This window comes from Peribacillus sp. TH27, from assembly GCF_016650915.1.
In the GTDB taxonomy this organism is placed as follows: domain Bacteria; phylum Bacillota; class Bacilli; order Bacillales; family DSM-1321; genus Peribacillus; species Peribacillus butanolivorans.
In genome coordinates, this window is record NZ_JAEKEV010000002.1 from 256,389 (window position 1) to 282,936 (window position 26,548).

Consider the following 26,548-nt stretch of genomic DNA (forward strand, 5'->3'; position numbering starts at 1 on the left):
AAAAAGGGTTTTTCGTGTTATGTAATTAACATCTATATCTTTGGACATTAAATTACTTCTAGGAGAAAAGTTTTCTATCAATTTCTGATCAACATACTCAAGCTCAAGCATAATATATACCGTTCATTAACGTATGAATTCAAATATATGTATTACTAACTTTATGTTGAGTTATAAAGAAAATGTGTTTTTAGGGGGAATTAATAAATAATTCATTATTTATACAATGAAATGTACAAAGTGTTTGGAGTGCATTTTGGAGCAAAGGTTTCCCATTAGAAGACCCTTTTGCTTTATGGCTTCATCTATATTGGTTTTCTCAGCTTATGCTTTGTAAGACAACACCTAATATGGAATATGATTAATTATTAACGAATTCAATATTGAGTGAATCAGAAGAACATTACTTTTGTGAATTTTAATGTAATGATATTTAAACATAAGAAAAAGGAGCAAAACAATGCTCCTTTTTCTTATGTTATTAAACTAAAACGCTAATAGTTGAACGAGTAACTTACTTTATATTCTTTAAAATAAAAATTGTGTCATTTAATATTTACTTTTTAGATAAGGCTGTCCATGTGTTTTCAAGCCAATTATCAAAGTCCGCTCCCTTTTCACCTTCGTAAGTATCATAAATGTCCATTCTCATTTTCTTTAACTTCTCTTTGAATTCTTTAAACGTATGATCTTCAGGTAAGCTCTTCTTAATTCTTAACAGGATTTTTCGTAATCCCTTAATCAATTCTCTTTTTTTCCTTGAAGGTAATTGAACATCTTCACCGAATGCTTTAAGTTTACGGTAAGCGGCCTCTTGAATCTTATACACAGCATCGTTATTCATTATATGTGTAAGTACATCAATAACTTGTTTATTTTTGAACTGACCTAACTCTTCAATCGCATCTAAACGTTCTCTCCAATTCGATGTACGATTGGCAGATTTTTTTAATTCCTCATAATTTGCAGGTAACTCAATTTTTTTTGCTTCTTTATTATTCAAACGAATCATTTCTCCTTCTGTCTTTATGTAAGTATCTAAGGTTTTATAAAAAATTAAACCCGATACTACAAATATCCTTTTTACTAAGAAATTTATTCTTACATTTCTTATTATACCCTTTTCCATATGTTAATATAGTAAAATTTCAAGGCCTTATGATTAGTAATATCAATTAAAGGTTTTAATCAATCGAACTAAAAGGGGTCATCGAGGCGGCTCACCCTAGCTTTCGATATAATGGAGCTAATAAAATGGTATTGAGCCATCCACTTCTGTTCAACAACCCTTAAACTGCATATTTTGTATATAAGTTCTCCTTAGATTTCTTACCAGCACATTTCGAGCAACTGATAATGCCATCTACCGAGTCAGACAGCTATAGTATGTATTGAAATCAATCATATAATTTCGTAACATATGCTTTAAGAATTGAGAATGAAATAGATTATTATGGATTAACAAAAAGCACCAGCAATTTCTCCTTATTTAAAGGAATTGCTGGTGCTTCTTATGCTTACTTGTTCTATTGACTAATTACCGCATTTTTCTTTCCATTCATTAATGTAATCCGCAAGCCTCAGCGAGTATTTCAACAAGATGCATACTTTTGATTCGCTTTGCCGCTCCCTCTCTTTGAATGCCAATGCTCATTTGCATCTGACAGCCAGAATTAACAGTGATGGCTGTGGCCACATTGGAACTACTAGGGTCAGGTGGATAGAACAATCCCACTTCTTCAGCTTTTATATGTATATTTGCCAATTTTACTAATTTACTAATTTCATTTGCATTCTTTGGTTGAATAACTATTTCAGGTAAATACTCTCCAAAAGAAGCATCATAGCTATAACAATACCTTTCTGATAAATCATTAAATATTCTGTCACTGGGGATAATCTGACTTATTTCAGCAAGTACTTCTTTCTCCATGCTTCTCACTGCCTTCTCTATAATAATCTAGAGATAAATGAATAGAAAAAATCATCATACCCACTTTATAGTTTTCGAATAAAAATATGGCTGATCGAAAAGATTGTACACATATGAATCGAGTTTCACGACAGAAAAGATCATCGATAAGTGATATCACTTCTTCAGTCAAACACTTTATCATTTTCCTAACAAGAGACATACTTTATTGAACACCTATCCAACATTTTTTATTAAATGAGGTTTTTATCGAAGTGATTTTGTAACCTCTGTCATTCGTATTCATTTTTAAGAATATAATAGCGTTGCAGTGTCCTGCTAGATATAATGAAATTAAAGGAAAAGGAGGATTTCTATTGAAAATTGCATTGATTCATGCAACAACAACCGCACTAAATCCGATTGAAAAAGCGTTTCAGACAGTTGAACCAGACCTTGAGCTTCTTCATTTCATGGACACGAACCTGCTTGCTTTAATGGAAAAAAGCGGCACGCTAACTCCAGAAATCATTCGCCGCTTTTCTTTATTAGTGAACTTAGCCTATGACTCTGGTGTTTCCTGTATTCAACTTACCTGCTCTGCATTTAACGATATTACATCAATTTTACAACCTCTTTATCCTGTGAAGTTATTTCGGTCAGATGAGGCGATGCTTGATGAAGCACTTCAATATAATAGTATCGGTCTAATATCTACAGTAAAAGAAACACCAATCGCCCTTCAAAACTATCTAAGAGATAAAAACCCAGACTGTATTGTGGAATCCATAGTTGATCCTGGGATTATTCACTTATTATCGCAAGGAAAAAGAACAGAACATGACGAGCGGGTAAAAATGATGGTTGAACAAATGGATGGAAGAACAGAAGTGATTGTGCTTTCCCAATATAGTATGGAACATGTAGCAAAGCTGGTTAACCCTTCTGTCCCCATCCTAACGGCTCCTTTATCAGCAGCAAAACGGTGTTTATCTTATTTGAATGGACAAATTGTGTAAAAACCTGCAGGAAAAATGTCTGAAAAATTAATTAATTCAAGCTAGTGAATAATAAACTTATTGTCTACGTTTCTATTAACCGTTCGTATGATGAGAACCGCCGAAAACCTTTCCGACACCTTGAATTTTTTCAAGTATAACGATTAGAACGACTGATATGAAAATAACTACGCTTGACACGGAAGCAACGATTGGATTATAGGCATCCTGCATTTGTGAAAAAATCTCAATTGGAAGCGTACGCATTTCAGGTGATACCATAAAAAGAGAGACAGTTACATTATCAAATGATGTTAGAAATGCAAATAGTCCTCCTGAGATAGCAGCTGATCCAATAAGCGGAAGTGTCACTTTCAAAAAAACAGTAAGTGGATTAGCACCAAGTATAGCTGCAGCACGTTCAAGATTATAATCAAATCCACTTAAACCAGTTAAAACGAGACGCATTACATATGGGATACAAATGACAATATGGGCAATTAAAAATCCTGTAGAAGTACCGGCAAGCATCATTGGTGTGAAATACATCAACAGTGCAATACCTAAAACAAGCTGCGGCACACTTAATGGAGAAGTTAAGAGTGCCGTAATGTACGATTTGCCGGGTATATCATACTTTGCAATGCCAAGAGCCCCTAAAGTTCCAAATATGACGGAGAAAATAGCTGCTAAGGCGGCGAATTTGGCACTATTAATAAATGCTTCCAAAAACTCAGGGCGTTCTAAAATTTTGGTATACCATTGTAGTGAGAAACCTTCTGCTGGAAAACTTGGATAATTAGCACTTGTAAAAGAAGCAGGTATAACTACAATGAGTGGTATTAAGATATAGATTATTGCTAACACAGCAACAGCGATGCGAAGGCCACCAAGAGTTTTCATCATCGGAATACCTCCTTAAATTTCCCTTTTTCAAACATTCTAGTAAAGACAGCTACTGAAATGACCGTTGTTGCTAATAGAATATAAGAAAGAGCTGATCCAAATGTCCAGTGAAGCAAGTTATTTATTTGATCATATATGACAACTGGCATAACAGGTACATTTGCTCCACCCATTAGTGCAGGTGTAACATAGGCACTCATCGACAAGCTAAATACAAGAATGCAACCAGAGACAATACCAGGTATACTTAGCGGCAAAGTAATTGAAAAGAACCTTCTGAAAGGACTTGCCCCAAGAATTGCTCCCGCCTTATCTAAAGAAGGATCAATATTATATAAGCTAGCAACAATAGATAAGATCATGAAAGGCAGATATGCATTAGAAAGCCCGATAACAACTCCAATTTCCGAAAATAGTAGTTTCAATGGAGTATCTATAATACCTAGTGCCATCAACGTTTGATTTATCGTTCCGTTAGGCAGTAGCAATAGATACCAACCAAAATTACGAACCACTATACTTACCAAAAGTGGTGACACGATCAAGAGAGTGATGTACCCTCTAATTCGTGGTGAACTTTTTGCCATTGTCATTGCTACTGGATAACCTAGAAATAGAGAAACTAAAACCGAATATAAACTGATTTTCACTGTCAACCATAAAGAAGACAAATAGTAACTATCCGTAAATATTTGTGTATAGTTTTTCAAGCTATATACTGCATCTGCCCCACCAAGATTATCAGTTGAAATAAAGCTTAAATATAGAATGTATAGCATTGGAATGACAAAGAAACCAAAGATAAATAATAAAATAGGTGTTAAAAGGAGTAGTCCAGGTATCCAAACTTTTCTTTTTTTGAATTTAGGTTCTTTTTGTGGCTCTATTGGATTCATATCCTTTTCTATTTCTTGACTAGCATAACTTCTGATGGGCTCCATCCGATATACACCTCACTCCCATTTTGCCATGAAGAATTAAAAGAAGAAGTCAAAACTTGAACACTTTTCCCTTGTAATAAAACATTAATTTCCCATGACGTACCAAGATAATTAATTTGACTAATCTTGGCTTTATGGTAATCAAAAAGTGATAAAGCGGTTTCTTCTGCAGGAACAATTTGTACCTTTTCGGGTCTAATATACATCTTCACCTCATCCCCAGCTTTCAAATTGCTATCATTTCCCATGATATTATCTGCATCAACATGAGTGATATCATCACCTATTTTGACTGAAATTCTCCGCTTATCCACTTCTGAAACTTTACCTTCAAAACAATTTGACTTTCCAATAAATTGAAAGACGAATTCTGTTTTAGGATGATTGTAAATATCAGTTGGGGTACTGATTTGTTCGATTTTACCTGCATTCATAACCACTACTCGATCTGACATAGACAGAGCCTCTTCTTGATCATGTGTTACAAAAATAGTTGTTACCCCAATCTCCTTTTGTAAACGTTTAATCTCGGCTCTTAGCTCATGGCGTAACTTAGCATCAAGATTTGAAAGGGGCTCATCAAGTAAAAGGAGTTCTGGCTCAACTACAAGTGCCCTGGATATAGCAACACGCTGACGTTGCCCTCCTGATAATTCTCTCGGATAACGATTTTCCAATCCTGACATTTTTACTAATTCCAGTGCTTTACTTATTTTCTTTTTTTGTTCAGCTTTACCTACTTTTCGCAACTTCAATCCAAAGCTAAGATTTTCATATACTGTCATATGAGGAAAAAGGGAATAAGTTTGAAAAACCATACCTAAATCTCTCTTATATGGCGGAACTTTCGTTACATTGTTCCCTTTAATATAAACCTCACCTCGATCTGCATCGAGGAAACCTGCAATAAGATTTAAGGTTGTCGACTTTCCACATCCAGAAGGACCAAGAAGAGTAAGTAACTCTCCTTGCTTCACCTCTAAATCAATGCCATTTAATACAACATTTGATCCAAATTGTTTAAATGCTCCTTTTACCTCTACATCATTTTTATTTGAACCTAAGTGTTGTACTGGTTCAAGATGTGTATGTGTCCTTTTAATTTCTACATCGTTTTTTAAGACTTCCATGTGTTCAACCCGCTCCTTTTTATTTGAGTTTTTTACCTAGTTCAGGAGTTACTTCTTTTGCCCATCTGTCAGATACTTCAGCACGAATCTCAGCAAACTTAGCAAAATCAGGTTTGAATGTTTTATCGGTTTCTTTAAGTCCGATTGACTCTTCGAATTTTTCTGAAATTTTCATTCCTTCTACCGTCGGATAAAATCCTTTCTCAGAAATTAGCTCTTGTGCTTCTTCACTAATTAAATAGTTGATAAATTCAAGTGCTTCTTCATTGTTAGGTGTATTTTTCACAAGTGAAGCACTAAATGCTTGAAGCGGCACACCTTCTTTAGGAACAGCCATTTTGATTGGAACTCCTGAAACAGCAAGTTCGCCAATAGAATAACTTCCCATCACGGTTACGTCAGCAGCTCCTTGTTGGATAGCTGGCATCATTTGTGTTGAATTTTTATAAAAAGTATTCGAATATCCTGCAAGATCTTTTGCTTTTTCAAGCCCTGGCTCCATGTTGTCTGTACTGCCACCATTTGAAATTGCTAAACCATTAAGAGTATTAAAGCCCCAATCATTCGTAATGTCTGAAAATGCCGTTTTACCCTCGTAATCTGGAGATACAAGATCGTTCCAAGATTCAATCGATTTTAACCCTTTCTTTTTAAATGTTTCTGTATTGTAAGCTGGTGCAATAACCAAGCCGAATACTGGAGCAGCAGCCTTTTCAATTGGAATGAATCGCGAATCTACAGATTTCATATTTGGAACATTAGACTCATCAACGGAATCAATAAGTCCCTTGTCTTGAGCTCGTATTACATCAACAGGTACAAAAAGGGCAACATCAATTTGTGGAGAGTTTTTCTGTAATTCCACTTTTGACAAAATTTCACCTGATAAACCCGAAATATAGTTAACTGTAATCCCAGTTTCTTCTTTGAATTTTGGAGCAATCACATCTCGAATGGCACTTTCAATAACCCCGCCATTACCGGCTATCGTAATTTTTTTCTCACCTTTTTCACCTGTACTTGTTTGAGTTGCTTCCCCCGGCTTTTGTGGCGTTGGATTACCACATCCTGCAAGCATAACCAATAATATTATTGAGAATAAACTAATTATTTTTTTCAATTGATGAACCTCCCCATTTTACTTTATTAATGAATAATTCCTTGTTCGGTAAAATAATTTATGGCACCTTGATGATACTCAATAGGAATTTGCATAGTTGCTTCATTTATTGAAATATCAGATGCGACTCGGATGTGTATGCTTGCAACTCAGGCAGATGTTCATATAATGTTTTAACAAGATTGTACGCCTGCAAATCTGACATTTCGTCGTAAGTTAATAAGACATTTTTAATTGAAATCGTTTGAATATTCTTTTTCATTCCTTTATATGTGTCACTTGAAATTTCATTCTTTGTATAACCACCATTTTGTTTTTGAAGGCGGTCAATGATATCTTCCGGTATAGGTATAAATGAGAGATTCGTTTCCTTTGAGATGAAAGCGATTTCATTATTCGGGATACCTGAAGAGAAGAAAGCCACATCAATAGTACCATTACGTAATGCTTCTGCAGATTGAGAAAATGAAAGATAGGATAAATTCAATTGGTCAAGCGGTAAATCAGTTTCCAAAAGGATTCGTTCTGCAATTAGTCTTGTACCACTTCCTGACGTACCGATACTAATGCGTTTCCCAACTAAATCTTCTAAGGAATCAATATTGTTTTGTTTCGTTGTAACAATTTGAACATAGTTAGAATAAAGGGTGGTTAATGCACGTAACTTTGATTTATTCGTTTCTGGCAAATCAAGTACATCTACTGTAGTAAACCCAATTTCTGCTTGATGCTGGCTAACTAATTCAGTATTTTCAATAGATGCATGGGTGACTTGAGTCCCCGATACTGCTCCATTATATTTTTCATACAAGTTGGACAATACTTGTCCTAATGAAAAATAAACCCCTGACATATCTCCTGTTGCAATAATTAGCAGTCTATTATTTAAATCCTGACCCTCAGAAGTGAATTGCTTCTGAATTAAAGTATTAGCAGGTGTAGTTATTTCCTGCTGCTCATTCATAAAAGAGCATCCTGTTATGAAACAAAATAACAAAGCAGCTTTTATAAAGAGTGCTCCATTTTTCATATTGGCCCTCCTTTCTTAGTAAAGTTAAATGCAAGTACTGTGCCAAGTCGATTTATAGCTATAAAATGCAATTCCTGCCGAATTTTTGTGCATTTTAATCTTAAAAATCGGCATTTTTTGCCGGGTACCCAGAAAAAAATGCCGGTAAGTGGTTGATTTAATTTATCTCTTATTCCCCATTTGAAATAAGCTTAATTTTATCGCGAAGGCTTCTTTCTGAAATTTTTAGAATTTGTGCTGTTTTTTGTCGGTGATTATTACAGTATTGAAGTGTAGCTGTTATTACTTTTTCCTCTATCTCTTTCATCGAGATTCCGATTGGGATACTAAAACTGTTAAAGTCTTCATTGGGACTGCCAGACTGTAATATTAGCTTTTGTTCTTGAACATATTGTGGCAGGTCAGTATCTTCCATATTATTTGAGTTTGAAAGGGCAACAGCATACTCTATAATGTTACCAAGCTCGCGCACATTCCCTGGATAATGATAATCTAGCAACAACCGACGTGCTGATGCTGTGAACGTCTTATCTTCCCGATTCATATCCTTAGCGTGTTTTTTGATGAAATAATCCATAAGCAATGGTAAATCTTCTTTTCTTTCTCTTAATGGTGGCATAGAAATTGGGATAACATTTAGTCTGAAATACAAATCCTCTCGGAACTTACCTTCCATTACCATTTGTTCTAGATTTTTATTAGCTGCGCTTATAATACGGACATCCAATGATATTTTTGTATTGGAACCAAGAGGTGTTACTTCCCGTTCCTGTAGCACACGTAATAATTTAGCTTGAAGAGGAAGTGGCATTTCACTAATCTCATCGAGAAAAAGGATACCCCCATCGGCAGCAACGCATTTCCCTTCCTTCCGCTGTGTGGCACCGGAAAACGCTCCTTTTTCATAACCGAATAATTCAGATTCTAGCAACATCTCGGGTATAGCTGCACAATTAACAATCTGCATTGGATTGTTTTTTCGTCTTCCTAAAGTATGAATGCTTCGGGCGACAAGTTCTTTTCCAGTTCCGCTTTCTCCTGTAATAAGAACACTTGAATCAATATCTTTCACTCTTTCGATCATTGAAAAAATACGTTGCATTGCTTTGCTGTTGCCAAGGAAATTTCCGAATCCTCTTGTCTTCTCTAATTCTTCATGAAGCGTCTCTAACTGATTGGACATCTGTTTAAATTCGGCTGCCCTCATTAAAAGCAATGACAGTTCTTCTATATTGATAGGCTTTTCGATATAGTAATAGGCCCCATTTTTTATTGCCTCAATGGAAGTATCAATAGATGAATAGGCCGTCATCATAATTACAGTAACATTGGGGGACCTGTGTTTAATTTTTTGAAGAATATCTAATCCACTTTTACTTCCAATCCGCAAATCAAGTAGAACAATATCAACTGAAATCTGTTCAAAATGTCGAAGACCTTCATCTGGATCTGTAGTAGTGACAACTTGATAATCGTCTTCTAATGCAAAGCTAAGAGCTGTACAAATTGCAGGTTCGTCATCGATCACTAGCACATGTGGCTTCATATTTCTGTTCCTCCTTTTATAATCATAACAAAAGATTTAATAACATTATTAACTCAAAATGGCTTCTTGTTCTTCAGATAAAGGTAATAAGATGACGAACTTTGTTCCTGAATTAAGATAACTTTTCACATAAATATCCCCATTATTTTCTTTAATTAGTCTGTATGATAACGTAAGGCCTAATCCGACCCCTTTTTCTTTATTGGTGAAGAAAGGTTCAAAGATGTGATTTTGTTCCTCCTGTTTCATCCCCTTGCCCGTGTCAGCTATGACAATCCGTCCTGTTTTTTCGTTCATTTTATCAATTGTAATTTTAATAGTTTTATGCTCTGTTTCTTCTACCGCTTGAATAGAATTTAATACTAAGTTAAGAAGCACCTGATGAATTTGTTGTAAATCTATATAAAAAACAAGATCTTCATCAATTGTTTGTTCAAAATTAATTTGTTTTTTTTCCATAGTTACCTTATGAAAAGCAAGTAAAGAAATAAGTTCGTGAGCGTAATAATTTCGTATATTTGGTGGACGTGGACGTGCATAATCAATTAGATCAGTAACAATCGCATTTAACCGGTTTACTTCAGTAGGCAAGTGTTCCATAAGAACTTGGCGAAATTGAGGATTTTCATATTTACTCGGAAGCAGATCTATGAAAGTTTTTATAGATGTTAAGGGATTCCGAATTTCATGTGCAACACCTGCGACTAGTTGACCAAGTGCATGCAACTTTTCTTGAGTGACCAATTTTTTCTCTAATAGTTTCTTTTCCGTCTCATCATTCATGGAAAGTAAGAATCCTGTTTGTATTTCTTCAGAATTGTACATTTTATGTACCGTATACGAGATTACTTTGCGTTCACTCTCCTCATTTAATACCAAAACTTGAAAATAGTTTGTCCCATTTTTCTCTTCATGTTCTTGATAGGAACTATTAAATAACCTTATTAGAGTTGGATAATTCCTAAGATTCAAAATATTTTCCGCGGAGATGTTAAGAATATCCGATGCTTTTGTATTACAGCTAGTTATTACAAAATCAAGGTCGAATGTAATGATCCCTGTATTTATATTGTTTAAAATTTGATCTTTAAATGCTTTACTATTAGCAATATTTTGCCGTTGCATCTGTAAATCCTTATTTAAAAGGTGTAGACTCTTTGTTTGGGCATGGACTGATTTCTTAAGTTTTTGATTCCATATGTAAATAATTAAAAGGATCAGAGCTACTGCGGCTAAGATTATGATTAACCAAAAGATAAATTGCTCCAGCTTGGCAATTTTTTGATTGGATTGAGGCATGACCCATTTATCAATTATCTCGTTTAAATTTCGATTTGCTTTAAGTTCAGTGAGTGTATTGTCCATCATGAAAAGCAACGTTTGATTCCCTTGTTTAACTGCAATCGTATAATCTGCGGGTTCAATAACTTCATCAAGTATGATGTAATGATTTTCTTGTCTGAACTTTTTTAAATAATAGTCTGCAGTCCATTTGTTTCCGATAAATACATCTGCCCGTTTGTTCAATAATGTTAGAATACCCGAGTATTGATTAGAAACAGTAGTTAGGTTTGTATTTCTCATGTTCAAAAATGTGCTGATTACTGGCGTGTTATTATCAAGTACAACATGTGAATTACGTAAATCTGTGAGAGTATGAATATCATTTTGCTTGGCGTTTGGGATAATTATTGATTGAGACATTGTGAAATATGATTGGGTAAAATCAAATTGATTATCTTTTTCGGTACTATATGTACTACCAACAATCGCATCAATAGATCCATCCTTTAATGCCTTTTCCGCATCTTGCATACCCATAGGAATATATTCAAAATCAAGCCCATTATAATCCGCTATTTTCTCCATTATATCAATGTTAATACCAGTCAGCTCTCCATCCTTATTTTTAAATGAAAAAGGTGGAAGAGCCCATTCTCCCGCAATTTTATACGTTTTTTGTTCGGCAAAAATATCAGGGGACCATATTGTTTGAAAAAAGAGAGTGAAACAACAGATACCTAATATTTTATACAATTGTTTTATAATTAAGAGCCCTCCTTAAAGTTGAAATTCTTAATTCCATGTAGTTATACTCTCGTTAAAAAACGCCATGATATTAATATTTCTCCAATAAGAACTTGATACCTTTAATATCAAACATATTATTAGTGAAATCTGACACAGTTTTACATGTTGCAACAAATTATTTGCCGCTATTCTACAATAAATAAATCAACTTTATTGTAGTAGGTAGCCACGCTGCCACCCTTGCATCAGCACGTTTGCAAAATCTGTATATATGTAAATCGGGCTTAATGTCAAAAGCGTAATTACTATATAATTAAGTACCACATATTCACACTAAATACAGAAAGCTAAGCAACTAAAGTAAGAATAGCCCCTCTCACATTGAGAAGGGCTATTCAAACATTTCATATAATTTTCATTCACTTTTAGAAATAGCATCTGATTCTATTTAGTTTAGTTTAGAAAAGATTAACCTAGCAGGTGCCGATTTCAGAGAATTCCAACAGAAATAAATAGTCCGCATAGGCAATTGTATACTCCTAAAAAGTAAACTCTTCCTCGTATAAAATTAATGTAATTTTGGCAAATTGAGATTAATTAAATTGATATATGTCAATAATATTAAGAAAAGGAGTGAATAAAATGTCGATACAACCAACTAGGTCAATTAAACACCAAGTAGTCTCTGAAACAGAGAAGACCTTAAGGATGTTAGTGAAGAATGAAAATATGTCTCCAGAATTACAAGATTGCTATAAATTAGTGATTGGACACTTAAAACATACAATGGGCCATAAATATAACGGAAAGTAATGTTTGGTCATACTCACTATTTAGATTTAGTTCCGGATGTTTATTAGATTCAATTTCAACTTAAAGTCAATTTTTTTCGTTCAGTTTACTCCATTTCACTATCTTATACAAAAACCCTAATAATAGGAAAACGTTTGAAAGTCTATTTTCTTAGGTTCAGATATAGAATCCAATTCGAACATTTAGGGTGTTTTCCTAATTAAATTTCATAGGACAAAATTGTCTATTCATTGATTATTTGCCCAATTTAATTTCTAACAACTCAAAAAGCTAATATTACTCTATAGATGGAAAAATTTTAAAAAGCATTTCCTTAAAATTACAAGGCTTTATTTATGGCAGGTTCTGTTATCTTGTTCAACTAACGGTTCAGATTTGATTCCAAATGCTCCTCTAGAGACAAAATTCTAAACGCTAACTCTTGATTTAGGTCCAAGACCCCTATAACAATCTGATTATCTTCCGTTATTGTTACATATCTTAAGGTTTCATCACCTTGAATCCGAAAATTGGTTTCCAATGGTGTTTCCATCTTTGCAAAGACAGTATCTGTGTACGTAAGTGGAAGAAAATCATCTAAACCTTCTTCGGGGTTACCTAGCCACTTAAACATAAAATCTTTCAATGAAAGTTGTTCAATCGTCGATAGATGATTTTTAAATGTTAATTTGTCTATTGTTACCTTTTTCAACTTAACCACTCCTCAATATTAAATAAAGTTTATACGTATAAACTCCTAACATCAAGGGTATTACAATGACAAACGATTTACATTTTGATTACTAGCCAACTTAATAAGCCATCTATTCCAACCATTTACTAAGTATCTAATTACTTCTTCTTAAATCTTTTTTAAATAGTAAGGTATTTTTTTTTCAAATTTCCAAATCGTATTTCACCATTCCCTCTAAACAGTAGCTTTGCCTACCTATCATTAGTACTCATTTTCTTTTAACTCCTTATATATTTATCTACCATGAGGTTTTGTAGTTTCCTTTACCATTCAAAGGAGTTTTATAGCTATTATTTTTACCATCTTGCCATGTAGTATTTCCATTTTCATCTTTTATGAGAAACTTGAATTCATAGAATCGATCTGCGGCTAAATGGAATGTTCCACTCCAGTTGCCTTCTGGATTTTGGGTTAGCTTATATTCGTAATCTGCAGGATTCCACCTGCCGATTTCTCCTCTATCACCAATCAAGTAAACACCCTGATTGGGTGAGACAGGTACATTTTCAACTGTGAATGTAACTGGAATAGACTTACCTTCTAATTTATCTGCCAGCATCCTAAACTCATTTGTTGGATTTCCTTCATCATCGAATAAATATGACATTCTAAGCAAGGTAAAGCCGTCAAAATCGTAGTTGAAAACCATTTCTGCTATATTATCGAAACCCCATTCATTATTGATAAGAGGAAGTGCATTTTCACCGTTTAAGGAAATTCCTTTCTTTTTAGCTAAAGTAGCGATTTGAGTCACTAACGTTTTAGGAGCGCTATAGTATGGTGCAGTATGGGCGTCGTAATCACCCATTTCTAAACAAGTAAACGTGAGGGCCAAATTAGACTTTTTAAACTGCTCAAGTAGTTGAGAGTAATTATAGTAACCAGCGCTATACTCTGCTGAATGCGGCATAACTGGATCATTCATTTTCCAATGGACACCTGAGATTTTAGCCCCAATTGGTACATTAAAAACTTTATCAAAATGTTTATGGGCAAATTTCGAAATTTTTGAAAGATGATTTTCAAGAGCTCCTTGATACCACTCCATAAAGTCGTTTCCAAATTGTGTGTCACTTGCTTCACCACTAGTAAAAAATTCATCCCCGTTACCTGGCGGTTGAATCTCATTCCATTTTTTATACTCTGTTCCCCAAGCAGCATTGAGTTTTTTAATAGTGGAATATTTTTCTTTCATGGTAAGCCTGAAATTCCGTTTCGCACCTTCTGTATAAACTTGAAGCTGTCCCCTCTCAGGATAGTTCCAACCGTCTGCATTTTGATAGGAGGGATATCTCAATTCCCCAGCTGGACCTGCACTTAGATAGATTTTGACAATTAGATCCTTTTTATCAGCAAAGTTCGTTGCAAAGGATTTGTACAATTCGTTGTATTGATCAGCTGTTCCATCCCACCATGGAGCAAGTACTTCTTTATTCCAGTAACCACTTTCACTCTTGAATGCCATGTTTTCGGCAGAATCTTTCTTCCAGAGCCAACTTGGGATGGGATAGTTACAATCATCACCCACATTACCACCACATTGATGCGTAGATAAAATGGGCACCCATTTTAAACCGGAAGCTTCCACTACCTCCCCATATTTTTTATAATAGGACCATTCAAACTTATTATCTTTTTTACTCTCGACTAATCCCCACCAGATATCTGTTGTTATTGCATATACTCCATTTTCCTTCAACTGAATCAATTCTGCTTTAAATGCTTCCCAATCTGTTATTTCACCCAATGGCGCCATCACATATAGCTTGTAATCTGGTTTTACTTCTGCAAAGCCAGGTGAAGTACTTGATAAAGGAACAAAATACAGCATAAAGGTAAACATTCCAATAGATAATTTTTTCAAAAAACCACACCTTCCCTTATTGATAATAGAATCCGAGACTTAGTAATAAAATCAGAAATAAGGTTCATGATGTGATAACGTTTTCATTTTCGTGAAAAATAAAGTTGACCTTTACAAAAAAGTATATTTCACTTGGAAATATTTATCAATTATTTTTTCGGGAAAGAAAGGGAAATATCCGTCTCGCTAAGCAGGGACTTCAGGAATTCATAACTCCTCAAAAAAGAAAAACTGGATAGTCCTAAAAAAGACTATCCAGAAAAAAATTCCTAATGGATCTCTTTCTATGTATGTTTAGTTAGGGATATATATTTTCGAACCGTTAACGATTCAAACTATTAATGAGCTTCATCAGCAAATGTCATTAATAGATTGAATCGGTATCTCTCAATTAGAATTTTCATTAAGGATTTTGCATTCTTAATAAGAGCTATTTCTTACATTTCCTTTTATTGATGACTACATCTTCATTTGAGGGTTGGTTCTACTCACTGCACGAAACAGAACTTACTTCATATGATGTGTTATTGGCGGGGAGTAGATATGGAACAATCAGTATTATAGCCAAGGAAAGGTTGGGTGCAACAATATGAGGCAATATCCAATTCATAACATTCCATTTCAAAATCTTCAGGAAAAAAACATGTCATTTGAAGAGGTATTCGATCATATTGTAAAGTTCATGAAATTAAATCCATCTGGTAACTATCGATTGATGGTCGGTACTGATTCTCAAGTACATAAAAAACATACGGTTTTCATTACAGGCATTGTGATACAGCAGGTCGGGAATGGTGTGTGGGCTTGTATAAGAAAAGTGACGATTCCTAGAAGGATGACCCAATTACATGAACGTATTTCCCATGAATTGTCGTTAACTGAGGAGATTGTATCCATGTTTACGGAAGAAAGAAAAAATCAGTTAATCGATATTGTACTGCCTGCTGTATATCAAGGGGCAACGTTCATCATGGAGGGCCACATTGATATCGGGATTGGAAAACGGAACAAAACAAGTGAGTTTGTAAAAGAAATGGTAGCTAGGATGGAATCCATGGGAGTGGAACCCAAAATTAAACCCAATGCTTTCGTTGCCTCAAGTTATGCCAATCGGTATACAAAGCAAGAATAAATGTTGCTAATAAACAACACGTACGGTACCAAGCTGTAAACTATGGAAAAAATGTAAGACGGTTGAAAATAAATATATTAGTTCAATATAGGTTCGATATTATCGGTTCGGTTCTTCAGACTACAAAGCGATACATACAATTCCGATAGTACGTTGTGAAAAAAACAGCAAAAAACCGGCCTCAGACCGAGACCGGTTTCAACATTTAAAGATGTAAGCCGCCATTGCCGTATTCAGTAAGAAAGTTTTAAACCACCACTCCTCAAAGTGGGTGTTTGCAGAAACAATCCTGTTGTCCAAGTCAATGACAAGGCATAACATTCCTGTTTCAATATAAAACTCCCTATTACAGCTTAAAGGTTAAAACTTAATAATCATTACGAACAGCGCAGCTTGTATACTTATATTACCTAAACTCCGCTCATTCCACAATGTAAACAATTACCATTATCTAAAAAGATTCAGCAAAGCCCTATACAACCTAAAAATAGCTACGAATGAATTGAACATTTGTAAATCAAAATATCGGTAAATTCCCATTTTTACTAACTTAAATGATCACTGTCTCAAAAGTTTATGTAACACCCATTCGATAAAAATATATTTATATTGAAATAAACGATTGATTAAAAAAACCTATATAATCCCCATGTTTTTTCTTGAAGGTGTAATCCTGTTTTTTTGTCAGAAAAGGTGGCTGGCTACTGATATAATAGAATCTATTAAAAAAGGTCAACCAGTAATTTTTACTGGTCGACCTTATAATACGAACTATCCGATAGTTAAACAAGCACCTTATTTTCTATTGCATTATTGCGTAATTCTGAAATAAAAGCACGAGCGAAAGTAGACGCTCGGTGAATGTAATTTAAGATGGATAATTAATTTTACCAGTTTCTACTAATTGTTTTAACCCTTCAAACATATAACCCCAACCTTGTTCAGTTTGACTATTATATTCATCATGTGCTTTTTCAATGTCTTCCTCAGTCCAACCTTCTTCGTGAGGAACGACAATCAATTGTGTGAAGGTCATCTCGCAGCCATTTTCAAAAGGATTAATTTCAACGGTAATCCTGTCCTCCGTATCACTGAATTGAGGCATTTTAAATGTGAAAACTAATTTACTTGGTGAGTCAACTTCTATGTACTTACCAACTGCCCTGTAATCTTTACCTTCTCTATGGTCGACAATTTCCCAGGAGCCACCTACAATAGGCTCATTGTTTGCCACTTTATTCGTTGATTCCATTGTAAAAAACCATTTTCTCATCATTTCTGGGCTCAGCCAAGCGTCAAATATTCTTTCCGCAGGGACATCAAAACGACGAATCATAGTAAGTGTTGTGGTTGATGTATTAACCATCTTTATCAACCTTTCCTAAATAAGTTAATTATAAAATTGTACTAATAATCTAATGTTCTTCCTTTTTGGCTTTATTTAGCTCACGTTCAAGAACATCAAACTGCCTGTTCCAAAATCACTCATAAAAACGAAGCCATTCTATAACGGATGATAACGAATCGGGATTTAGACGACATATATATGTTCTCCCTTTCGTTGTCTTATTAAGTAATTCTGTCCGTTCTAAAACTTTGATATGCTTAGAAATTGCTGCTAAAGACATATCAATAGGTGCTGCCAGTTCTGAAACTGTTCGGTCATTAGAAGCAATAAGACGAACTATTTCTCTTCGAGTTGGGTCAGCCAAAGCTTGGAAAATATTATCTAGGTAATCATTATTTTGTTCAACCAAATGGTTAACTATAATGGATTAAACTAAATAACTCAACCATTTGGTTAAATAAGATCTTTGTGCCTTTTATTTTTAACAGATTCGTGTAATGTATAACATCAACTCTTTATTTGACTATCTTGCTTACGTTAGGTCAACAAGAAAAGCGATTTATTCCGATAACTGCCTAATATAGCGGAAGCTCTTCTATATAATGTAAGTTCCTCATAGAATAAGCGATGGATGATAAATAAATACTTAGCTGTAAGCTAAATTGGATTGCAACTCTTAAATCATTCCCTTTTCTTTATGTAGATAGGGTAAACGCTACTTTTGAAAGAAATAATATGAACAAATTATGTATACTCCAATAAAAACTAAAAATATATTATGAAATTACTAAAATTTCTCTTTTACTAATGTCGATCTTGTTGTAATATAAATGTAACAATTGTAATATTAATTGCGCTATTGTTACATAATTATCCTAATTAGAGATTGGGGAGAGAAAGTATGAAAAAATTTTTAGGTATGCTATTATCAATCATCATTCTTTTTTGTACAATGAGTACCGTAGTTACAGCACAAAATACATCACAGAATTTATCTGACAAAAATGCATTAAAGATAGCCGATAAAGCCAGCAATCATTTCTGGAATGCATTACATGGATACACTAATCAATCCTGTTCACAAAAAACATTTAATTATAAAGGTACAGAGTATTCTTACCTTTGCCAAGAATTTAATACTAAAGACAAGCTAGTTAAATACTTAACTGAAACATTTACTAATAGTGCAGTAGAAAAAGGGCTGACAAAGTATAAATATATTACGTATAAAGGAAAATTAGCTCGTCCTATAGGGGACGGCGACAGCATGTTAGAATGGCGGAAAGCAAAAATTAAATTGGTCTCTCAAAAACTAAACGTTAGATCTTATAAATTAATTGTTCCTACTGTTGATGGTGACACCGTAAACCGAATTGTTACCTTTTACAAGTCAGGATCTACTTGGAAAGTAAATCAGTTCGATGCAGTTCAATAAGAAAATAGCAAAAATGAAACACCTCTTATCCAAATAGTTAAAACTATATTGGATAAGAGGTGTATTTTTTATGAGAACTACCATTTGAATGGATAATTCTTTATATAGGCTCATATTTGTGTATGGCGCGGAACCTCACTTCTAATAAAGCACAGCAAGTATGCTGTGTATTAACGGATTTTTGCTTTTCGAAAGCCTTTATAGGATTCCAAGACTGTAAAAAATACATCGATTAGTATGACTCCCCAGTAAATCGAGCTTTTCCATTCATTGATAGAAAATAGATTCGAGATATACGTAATGAATTCGTGGGTGAATAAATTCGGATTACTGATGATGATGATAAATGTTATAGTGGATAGTAGCTGATAAATGGCATTGATCAAGGCAAGTTTTAGCGTCCATTGTCCTACGAGTAACTTGTAAATAGCCAAGATGACACCCAAGATAATGATGCAAAAAATCAGCGGCCAATAGGAATTCAAGACATCTTGATTAAAAGAGGGTGTCACAAAAATGAGGCCGTTATTTCTTCCTTCATAGACACCTAAGAGGTTGGCTGCGTTGAAATAAACGACAGCGAATATTGAGATAGCTAACAAACTTCCGAAAATCTCAATCTTAGGAATTACTTTTTTCTTAGAAATGTTCGGAATATGTTTTAAATCCTCTGGAGTCCATCGTTTCAAACTTTTTGTTAAAGGCATCTGATCCTTTGAAGTATCTGTGCGTTCTAAAATGGCAAATAAAAGCGTTAACCAAAAAAACACTTGGATACCTGTACTGATGATCCCTGCTATCCCTTTTCCTATTAACATGATAACTACTTCTATAATCGTTTTTTCACCAATATCTCCAAACACATTTTCTCCTATAAGTGCAATCAAGGAAATTACGGTCGCGATTGGTAAAATCATTTTTAATAGACTGATATATACATCATAATAACGTGGTCCAATCAAGTGCATCGGCCGATCTCGATAACCACTTGCCAGTGTAACCGGATCTCCTAATTTTAAAAGGACCTCTTTCACGTCTTGCTCGGTATAATCGTCTGGAAGCATATCTTCGATTGTAGACTGAAGCTCAAGCGCAATATCCTCTCGGTTTTTCTCTGGTAGTCTGCGGGTAACTTCCTGAATATAAAGTTCAATCAGTTCCATCGTCTTCCTCTCCTTTTAATAAAATATAAAGCTCCTGAGATGTTTTTTCCCATTCCTTCTTTAGTTGAATGAAAATTTCGTTTCCATAATCGCTTAAAATATAATACTTACGCGGTCTGCTCTCTGTAGTATCCCAGCTACTAGTCACCAATTCCTGTTTTTCCAGGCGTCGAAGCAATGGATATAATGTACTTTGATCAATGGTAATTCCCGACTTCTCTAATCGTTGGACAAGCGAATAACCATATTGGGGTTTTTTGAGCTGACTTAGAACTGCTAACGTCAAAGTTCCTCTGCGAAGCTCTGTTGTTAATGAATTCAATAAAGTGCTCACCCACTCACCTCTTCTCTATACTATGTGACGTACACTATACTTTATACTATGTATCATACACTATTATAGTTCCTACACCAACAAAAAATGTAAATATTTTCTGAAAAAGGATTTAGTGTATGGAAATTTTAGAATCACAAAAAAGAGAAGCGGTTTCCGCCTCTCTGCATTTCGTTATTAAAATCTTACAAGAATGACCCATAAAATCATCGTGGTAATTATCGTAACTACGCCCTGGAGCAATGTTGCCATCGTTTGTGCTTTGTAGGCATCCGTTACTTTCATTCCACTAAATTGGGTGACTACCCAGAAGAAGCTATCATTTACATGGCTAACAGTCATCGCACCTGCTCCAACAGCCATAACAACCAGTGCAAGTGGGACAGCACCCTCAATACCTAGTGTTGGTAGCATTGGTGCAATCAGTGATGATGTAATGACTAATGATGCTGTGGATGACCCCTGAGCTGTTTTCAAACCAGCTGCAATAAGGAATGGAACTAACAGGAACAAAGCTCCACTAAAGATGCTTCCAAGATCCCAACCTTGAATGATGTCAGCGATACCTGTATTTTTAATGACTGTTCCAAAAGCCCCGCCTGCTCCTGTAATTAATAAAATTGGGGCTGCATCTAATAAGGCTGTCGCAATCCAATTTGTTAACGTTTCTTCATCATATTTTGGTAGCAAGGTGAGTGCTGAGATAACACCTACAAGCAATGCAATCACAGGCTGGCCTAAGAAAATGAAAAATGAAGCGATACTTCCTTCTGTTCCAATCAGATTTAATACCGAACTAACTCCAATTAGGACGATTGGTAAAACAATCGGTAAAAAGGATTGAAAAGCAGATGGCATTTTCCCAAATGAACGAACAATCTCATCATAATCGTAGTCCAAATCATTTCGATCATCTTCTACCTCTATTTTGCTGGCCACTTTTATTGACCATAAATATCCAGCAAGTGCCGCAGGAATAGCGGTAATAAGCCCTATTAAAATGACAGTTCCTAAATATCCATCTGCTCCTATATTTCCTGCTGCTGCAATTGGACCGGGAGTAGGCGGCACAAGCGTATGTGTTGCATACAAACCAGTTGCAAGCGCAACTGACATTGAAGCAACAGCTACTTTTGCTCGTTTTGCCAAGGCTTTTCTTAAGCTGGATAGAATTACGAATCCAGAATCACAAAAAACAGGTATGGATACAATAAAGCCAATCAAACTCATCGCTAGCTGCGGTCTTTTTGGACCGACAATACGCAGTACAACCTCTGCCATTCGTAAAGCTGCTCCTGCCTTTTCCAAAATAGTTCCAATAATTGTTCCAAAAACGATGACAAGCCCAATGCTTGTCATCAAACCGCCAAATCCCCCGTTTATATTCTCTACAATTTGTTCTAGAGGCATTCCTGAAGCAAACCCAACAAACAAGGTTCCTAATAGAAGCGATAAGAACGGATGTAGCTTAAATTTAGTTGTTGCAAATACAATCAAAAAACTCCGATGGCTAAAACAATAAATAACATATGATAACTCCCTATTTTTTATTTTTTAAAAGAAGCTAAAAAAGTGCGCATAACTTGCTCAGCTGAAACCTCTAAAAATTCAGCCCCTCTTTCCATAGCTTCTTGTAACGGCATGGGAGCGTTTACAAGACTATGAATGCTAGTAATTCCATGATTATATAAAACGTCAATACCTGTTCCAATTGAACCAGCTAAGACAAATACGGGAATGCCTTGCTTTTTCGCTTCTTCTGCCACTCCCATGGGTGTTTTACCTGATGCAGTTTGGTAATCGATTTGTCCTTCACCAGTAAAGACACAATGAGCTCCAAGGAGTTTTTCTCCAAGTTTGGTATATTCAATAACGATATCGACGCCTCTTTTCGTTTCGGCAGAGAAAAAGGCTTGGAATGCACCGCCAATTCCGCCTGCAGCACCAGCCCCTGCTTTATTATGCAAGCGAATACCTGTCTTGGTTTCTACCAAATCAGCCCAAATTGATAATGCTTTATCAAGAAGATCCACCATGACTGGTGTTGCCCCTTTTTGTGGACCAAATACAGAAGAGGCACCATCAGGTCCGACCAATGGATTTTGAACATCTGATGCGATTATAAACTCACATTCTGCTATTCTTGAATCAAAATCTTGTGTATTTATTTCCACAATTCGTGATAATTCCGCCCCTCCGAATCCAACCGATTTCCCTTCTAAATCTAATGTTTTCATTCCTAAAGCTCGGAGCATTCCCACTCCGCCATCATTGGTAGCGCTTCCACCAATTCCTAAAATAAATTTTCGACATCCATCGTTCAATGCTTTTTGAATGAGCTCGCCAGTTCCATATGTAGTGGCTATCAATGGGTTCAGTTTATCTGACTCGACTAAACATAAACCTGATGCACTTGCCATTTCAATCACACATGTTTCCTGATCTCCCAAGATTCCATATGCAGCCTGCACACTATCAAGTAATGGTCCTTTTACTGTAACTTCGACTTTCCGACCATTTGTTGCAGCAACAAGACTATCCATTGTACCCTCGCCGCCATCCGCTACGGGAACTAGTAGTGTCTCTGCTGCTGGCAATACCTTTTTGACTCCCCGGTCTATTGCTTGCGAAGCTTCTAGTGCTGTCAAGCTTCCTTTAAAGGAATCTGGTGCAATAACAATTTTCATGGTCAGGCCCCCCTACGAATAAATTTAATATTAGGTTTATTATAATCTTCAGAAATATTTTAATCATCGTTCAAGCTATACAAAAAATTAGTATGACATATTTAGTTTTTTTGGCTATACTACATAGAAATAATTATCCTATGTTTGTTTTTTTCATTAATATCTAAATTTATAAAACTACTAGTATTAGAGCGGGTTTGAGTATTACCTTAAAACACTTATATAAAAATTAAAAGGTTAGTTAATAAAAATAGCTACACTTACTCTATCCCAGCAGTAAAACTACCTAAAAAACTATTTAAGGATGATTTATATGCTAACTCAAGAAATCGCAAGGGAAATTGTTAAACAAACAACTATTAGACTCAATCGAAATATCAATATTATGGATGAGAAAGGAATCATTATTGCTTCAGGGAATCCTGATCGTATTAACCAAGCGCATTTTGGAGCAATAGAGGTACATAAAACCGGTAAACCTTTAATTATTCATGAACAGGATCGCCATCATTGGCTGGGTGTACTTCCTGGTATTAATTTACCCATAGAGTTCCAGAAAGTAATTATTGGTGTTATAGGGATAACAGGAGACCCCGCAGAACTCAAGGAGTTTGGAGAATTAGTGAAAATGATTACAGAAATGATGCTTAATCAATCATTTATGGCAGAACAACTCGAGTGGAAACAGCATTTGAAGGAACTCGTTTTTGAAGACTTACTTAAGGAAACGATTAATCAAAATTCAATAGATCAGCGACTCAACCTGATTGGAATGAAATTAGTACCTCCTTTTCAAGTAGGTATTTTGGAAATAAAATTGAATCCGTTAAAAAAGAATGAGGTGATCCAACTATTAGAAAATGTTTTCGATACACAACACACCCTTATTGGATTCTTAAACGTTAATCGAGTTTTCATACTAACTTCTACCCTTACTGAAAATTTAATGAAGCAAAAAATGAATACAGCTATCCATCAATTAATCGCAAAAAGATTTTCTTTGCGGGTTGGGATGGGTTCATTGGCGGAATCCGAATTATATATATGTCACTCATTCCACGAAGCCGAATCAGCCCTGCTACTCGGCGACGACAATCAGTCTTTAACTACATATACAGAAGTGGAAACCAAAGCCCTTTTGGACCGAATAGATAATCGAACGAAACAACAATTTCAAGAAAGAATATTGGGGAGCTTATCTGAAAAACTGATTGAAACACTCCAACAATTTTTCCTTAGTAACTTAAATATCGGCGAATGTGCAAAAAGTATGTACATTCACCGTAATTCTCTTATTTACAGAATCAAAAAAATAAAGGAAATCACCGGTTATAACCCTCAGGAGCTAAATGATGCAATAACCTTACAATTAGCCATTTGGGTCAAACAAATGCAGCGGAAAGTTTGATTTTTATTGAGTGATAAAGTTGTACCTTCAATCTAATTATGTTCCTTTCCTGTTTAAGAGTCTGAAGTAAATTTTTGTATAAATAATCGAAGTACCGAGTAGATTAACAATACATGATTCTTTGCATACAGGAGGGCTAGGATGAATAGCATCGCAAATATTTTAATTATTCTTGGATTTTCTATTATTTTCTTAATTTTCATTGTAATAGTTCTTTTATTAATCTATATGATTTTCTTTGATCGTAGGCAGAAACATCATGCGATTCTAAGGAATTATCCAGTGCTGGGAAGGGTTCGTTACTTTTTAGAAAAGATAGGTCCTGAAATGCGTCAATACTGGTTCAACAGTGATAATGAGGGAAAACCTTTTTCTCGAGATGACTATGAACACATGGTAAAAAGCTCAAAATATTTACGGGATGTCATTGGTTTTGGTTCAAAACGAGATTTCGATGAAGAAGGATTCTTTGTAAGGAATAGTATGTTCCCAAAATTGGCTGAAGAAGAAAAATACGACCGAGAAACAAAAGTGATGACTAAAAGATACGTCCTTATGAAGGATCCGCTTTTCTCACAACGAGAAGAAACATGGGGAGATGAAGAATCCAATGCCTATTTATTGGATGATGAGGATGCTGTGATTATTGGTCCGAACACAAAAAATCCCTTTAAATTAAAAGGACTTATCGGGATGTCTGCTATGAGTTATGGATCATTGGGGAAGAATGCTATCACTGCTCTGTCTGAAGGATTAGCTTTAGCAAAAGGCACATGGATGAATACAGGAGAAGGTGGCCTTTCCCCTTATCATTTAATAGGAGGGGTCGATATTATTATGCAAATCGGACCAGCCATGTTTGGAGTTCGAGATAGTATCGGCGAAATGGATTGGGATGAGTTAAAAAGAAAAAGTGAAATTCCAGAAATCAAAGCCTTTGAGGTTAAATTAGCCCAAGGGGCAAAAACTCGCGGAGGTCATATCGATGCTGAAAAAGTAAATCCTGAAATTGCAGAGATTCGAAAGGTTGAGGCTTACAAATCAATCGATAGTCCGAATCGATTTCATCAATTTCATGATGTAGAATCAATGTGTGACTTCGTTGACAAAATCCGAAACCATACAGGCATACCGGTTGGTATTAAGATGGTTATCGGTGGAAATGATAGTGTTGAAAAACTTGCCAAATATATGAAAGATACTGGAAAAGGTCCAGATTTCATAACATTGGATGGCGGAGAAGGAGGCACAGGTGCTTCTTATCAAGAATTGATTGATAGCGTAGGGTTGCCTATCAAATCAGCTTTACCAATCCTAGTTTCAACTCTTGAAAAATATGGCGTCCGAGATCAGGTGAAAATCATTGCCTCTGGTAAGCTGTTCACTCCTGACCGAATTGCCATCGCTTTAGCTATGGGAGCTGATCTTGTCAATATAGCCCGTGGTTTCATGATTTCAATCGGATGTATACAGACTATGAAATGTCAATCCAATGCTTGTCCTGTCGGGGTTGCAACGACTGATCCAGAATTGCAACAGGCACTAGTCATTGATGAAAAGAAATACCGGGTCGTAAATTTTCTCGTTACCCTAAGAAAAGGACTATTCCGAATATCAGCAGCCGCTGGTTTGGATTCTCCCGTTCGTTTCCAGCCAATGCATATTAGCTATAAGGACGACAAAGGAATCGTCACGTCCCTTGAAAATATTCTAAATGAAGTAAAGGGACAAATAAGAGTAAGTAAATAGTTGTAAAAGTACTAAACCACCGCCTATTTTGTTGATAGGCGTTTTTTTTGTCGAAGTCTCCTCTTCTATTTCTTTCGATACGAAAAGAAATGAAAGTGAAGTCAATGGCCCCCTCAATTTTACGAACCAAATGGTTCGCTGGCACCAGTTGATCCAAAGTAATCATTTCAAGTTGATCTCGCTGAATAGAATTATGTTTCGAGAGCATTGTCATCACATCAAGTTTTAATACTCCTATATTAAAACAAAAAAGACTGTAGGCAAAAGT

The 26,548-nt window shown here is 35.3% G+C and carries 22 protein-coding genes, 1 other RNA gene and 1 pseudogene; 6 read left to right on the forward strand and 18 right to left on the reverse strand.

Features of this window, described 5'->3' with window-relative positions:
• Positions 1-556: 556 nt before the first annotated feature.
• Complete coding sequence (locus JFU24_RS02765) at positions 557-1,003, reverse strand: HEAT repeat domain-containing protein (RefSeq protein ID WP_201249460.1); 447 nt, start codon at positions 1,001-1,003, stop codon at positions 557-559.
• Between the two features lie 558 nt (positions 1,004-1,561).
• Entirely contained in the window at positions 1,562-1,933 is a 372-nt protein-coding gene (locus JFU24_RS02770; protein WP_201249461.1) for a hypothetical protein, read from the reverse strand.
• Between the two features lie 356 nt (positions 1,934-2,289).
• On the opposite strand from JFU24_RS02770, the gene JFU24_RS02775 reads away from it, so the two are divergent.
• A complete protein-coding gene (locus JFU24_RS02775) occupies positions 2,290-2,931 on the forward strand; it encodes a hypothetical protein (RefSeq protein WP_201249462.1) in 642 nt (213 codons plus the stop codon).
• A 75-nt stretch (positions 2,932-3,006) separates the two neighbouring features.
• Here the strand turns inward: JFU24_RS02775 and JFU24_RS02780 are convergent, their stop codons facing one another.
• The 7 genes from JFU24_RS02780 to JFU24_RS02810 form a co-directional block, all read right to left on the reverse strand.
• A complete protein-coding gene (locus JFU24_RS02780) occupies positions 3,007-3,813 on the reverse strand; it encodes an ABC transporter permease (protein ID WP_176527609.1) in 807 nt (268 codons plus the stop codon).
• The gene (locus JFU24_RS02785) at positions 3,813-4,757 is read right to left on the reverse strand and encodes an ABC transporter permease (RefSeq protein ID WP_397329748.1); all 945 of its coding nucleotides are present in this window, start codon (positions 4,755-4,757) and stop codon (positions 3,813-3,815) included. The genes JFU24_RS02780 and JFU24_RS02785 overlap by 1 nt, the downstream gene beginning before the upstream one ends.
• The gene (locus tag JFU24_RS02790) at positions 4,721-5,887 is read right to left on the reverse strand and encodes an ABC transporter ATP-binding protein (RefSeq protein WP_201224531.1); all 1,167 of its coding nucleotides are present in this window, start codon (positions 5,885-5,887) and stop codon (positions 4,721-4,723) included. The genes JFU24_RS02785 and JFU24_RS02790 overlap by 37 nt, the downstream gene beginning before the upstream one ends.
• Positions 5,888-5,906: 19 nt before the next feature.
• A complete protein-coding gene (locus JFU24_RS02795) occupies positions 5,907-7,007 on the reverse strand; it encodes an ABC transporter substrate-binding protein (RefSeq protein WP_242485258.1) in 1,101 nt (366 codons plus the stop codon).
• A 106-nt stretch (positions 7,008-7,113) separates the two neighbouring features.
• Entirely contained in the window at positions 7,114-8,037 is a 924-nt protein-coding gene (locus JFU24_RS02800; RefSeq protein WP_201249463.1) for a TAXI family TRAP transporter solute-binding subunit, read from the reverse strand.
• Positions 8,038-8,206: 169 nt separating this feature from the next.
• Positions 8,207-9,583, reverse strand: coding sequence for a sigma-54-dependent transcriptional regulator (locus JFU24_RS02805; RefSeq protein ID WP_201249464.1), 1,377 nt, complete (start codon positions 9,581-9,583; stop codon positions 8,207-8,209).
• A gap of 48 nt (positions 9,584-9,631) precedes the next feature.
• Entirely contained in the window at positions 9,632-11,620 is a 1,989-nt protein-coding gene (locus JFU24_RS02810) for a transporter substrate-binding domain-containing protein (protein ID WP_201224537.1), read from the reverse strand.
• Between the two features lie 636 nt (positions 11,621-12,256).
• Between JFU24_RS02810 and JFU24_RS02815 the strand changes: the two genes are divergently transcribed.
• A complete protein-coding gene (locus JFU24_RS02815; protein ID WP_201249465.1) occupies positions 12,257-12,427 on the forward strand; it encodes a hypothetical protein in 171 nt (56 codons plus the stop codon).
• Between the two features lie 361 nt (positions 12,428-12,788).
• Here JFU24_RS02815 and JFU24_RS02820 read toward each other — a convergent pair whose 3' ends face one another.
• Both JFU24_RS02820 and JFU24_RS02825 read right to left on the reverse strand, forming a co-directional pair.
• Positions 12,789-13,118, reverse strand: a complete 330-nt coding sequence (locus JFU24_RS02820; RefSeq protein WP_201224539.1) for a hypothetical protein — start codon at positions 13,116-13,118, stop codon at positions 12,789-12,791.
• Positions 13,119-13,398: 280 nt separating this feature from the next.
• Entirely contained in the window at positions 13,399-15,024 is a 1,626-nt protein-coding gene (locus JFU24_RS02825) for a family 14 glycosylhydrolase (protein WP_201224541.1), read from the reverse strand.
• Positions 15,025-15,613: 589 nt separating this feature from the next.
• Between JFU24_RS02825 and JFU24_RS02830 the strand changes: the two genes are divergently transcribed.
• A complete protein-coding gene (locus JFU24_RS02830) occupies positions 15,614-16,156 on the forward strand; it encodes a ribonuclease H-like YkuK family protein (RefSeq protein ID WP_201180502.1) in 543 nt (180 codons plus the stop codon).
• A gap of 211 nt (positions 16,157-16,367) precedes the next feature.
• Here JFU24_RS02830 and ssrS read toward each other — a convergent pair.
• From ssrS to JFU24_RS02845, 3 genes are all read right to left on the reverse strand, one after another.
• Positions 16,368-16,554: non-coding RNA, 6S RNA (ssrS, locus tag JFU24_RS02835), on the reverse strand.
• A gap of 470 nt (positions 16,555-17,024) precedes the next feature.
• Positions 17,025-17,522 (reverse strand): SRPBCC family protein, encoded by a 498-nt coding sequence (locus JFU24_RS02840; RefSeq protein ID WP_201249466.1) that lies wholly within the window; start codon positions 17,520-17,522, stop codon positions 17,025-17,027.
• 115 nt (positions 17,523-17,637) lie between these two features.
• Positions 17,638-17,913, reverse strand: coding sequence for an ArsR/SmtB family transcription factor (locus JFU24_RS02845; RefSeq protein WP_274608123.1), 276 nt, complete (start codon positions 17,911-17,913; stop codon positions 17,638-17,640).
• A gap of 492 nt (positions 17,914-18,405) precedes the next feature.
• Between JFU24_RS02845 and JFU24_RS02850 the strand changes: the two genes are divergently transcribed.
• Positions 18,406-18,939, forward strand: a complete 534-nt coding sequence (locus JFU24_RS02850; RefSeq protein WP_201249467.1) for an IseA DL-endopeptidase inhibitor family protein — start codon at positions 18,406-18,408, stop codon at positions 18,937-18,939.
• A gap of 170 nt (positions 18,940-19,109) precedes the next feature.
• Here the strand turns inward: JFU24_RS02850 and JFU24_RS02855 are convergent, their stop codons facing one another.
• The 4 genes and pseudogenes from JFU24_RS02855 to JFU24_RS02870 form a co-directional block, all read right to left on the reverse strand.
• Positions 19,110-20,102 carry an HAAS signaling domain-containing protein gene (locus tag JFU24_RS02855; protein ID WP_201249468.1) on the reverse strand — a complete coding sequence of 331 codons (993 nt, stop codon included), beginning with the start codon at positions 20,100-20,102 and terminating at the stop codon, positions 19,110-19,112.
• Positions 20,089-20,436 carry a PadR family transcriptional regulator gene (locus JFU24_RS02860; protein WP_201180513.1) on the reverse strand — a complete coding sequence of 116 codons (348 nt, stop codon included), beginning with the start codon at positions 20,434-20,436 and terminating at the stop codon, positions 20,089-20,091. The genes JFU24_RS02855 and JFU24_RS02860 overlap by 14 nt, the downstream gene beginning before the upstream one ends.
• Positions 20,437-20,613: 177 nt before the next feature.
• A pseudogene (locus tag JFU24_RS02865) lies at positions 20,614-21,965 on the reverse strand (GntP family permease).
• A gap of 18 nt (positions 21,966-21,983) precedes the next feature.
• The gene (locus JFU24_RS02870) at positions 21,984-23,123 is read right to left on the reverse strand and encodes a glycerate kinase (RefSeq protein WP_201249469.1); all 1,140 of its coding nucleotides are present in this window, start codon (positions 23,121-23,123) and stop codon (positions 21,984-21,986) included.
• Positions 23,124-23,436: 313 nt separating this feature from the next.
• Between JFU24_RS02870 and JFU24_RS02875 the strand changes: the two genes are divergently transcribed.
• Positions 23,437-24,531: a CdaR family transcriptional regulator gene (locus JFU24_RS02875; protein ID WP_201249470.1), complete on the forward strand. Its 1,095-nt coding sequence runs from the start codon at positions 23,437-23,439 to the stop codon at positions 24,529-24,531.
• 141 nt (positions 24,532-24,672) lie between these two features.
• Positions 24,673-26,280: an FMN-binding glutamate synthase family protein gene (locus JFU24_RS02880; RefSeq protein WP_201180519.1), complete on the forward strand. Its 1,608-nt coding sequence runs from the start codon at positions 24,673-24,675 to the stop codon at positions 26,278-26,280.
• The last annotated feature ends 268 nt before the right edge of the window (positions 26,281-26,548 follow it).